This is a genomic window from Streptomyces sp. URMC 126 (assembly GCF_051386555.1).
Classification (GTDB): domain Bacteria; phylum Actinomycetota; class Actinomycetes; order Streptomycetales; family Streptomycetaceae; genus Streptomyces.
This window is the reverse complement of sequence record NZ_JBPQTX010001033.1, coordinates 1-258: the sequence shown is the minus strand read 5'-3', so window position 1 is coordinate 258 and position 258 is coordinate 1. Positions and strand designations below refer to the sequence as shown.

The following is a 258-nucleotide window of genomic DNA, read 5'->3' as shown; positions in this document are numbered from 1 at the left end:
ATCTGGGCAACCTGGGCGCGAGCATTCTGATCGATGGTGGCGGCCTTCGTGCGAGCCTCGGTAACAATCGCCTCGGCATGAGTGTCGGCCTGCTCAACGATAGTGCGGGCCTGTAGGCGGGCCTGCTCGATTGCGGTTCGTGAATCCTTGGCCGCCTGATCGCGCAGCTCGCGCTGGTTGGCTAGCCCTGCGACCCGGATATCGTCGGACTCAGTCTGGGCCGCGGCTCGCATATCGGCAGCAACCCGGCGTCCCTCC

Annotated in this window: 1 protein-coding gene; it reads right to left on the bottom strand. The window is 65.5% G+C overall.

Going from position 1 to position 258, the window contains the following annotated elements:
• Positions 1–233, bottom strand: a 233-nt coding sequence (locus ACSNOK_RS34980) for a hypothetical protein (protein WP_436784729.1), incomplete at its 3' end; no start/stop codon positions are given.
• Between the last annotated feature and the right edge of the window lie 25 nt (positions 234–258).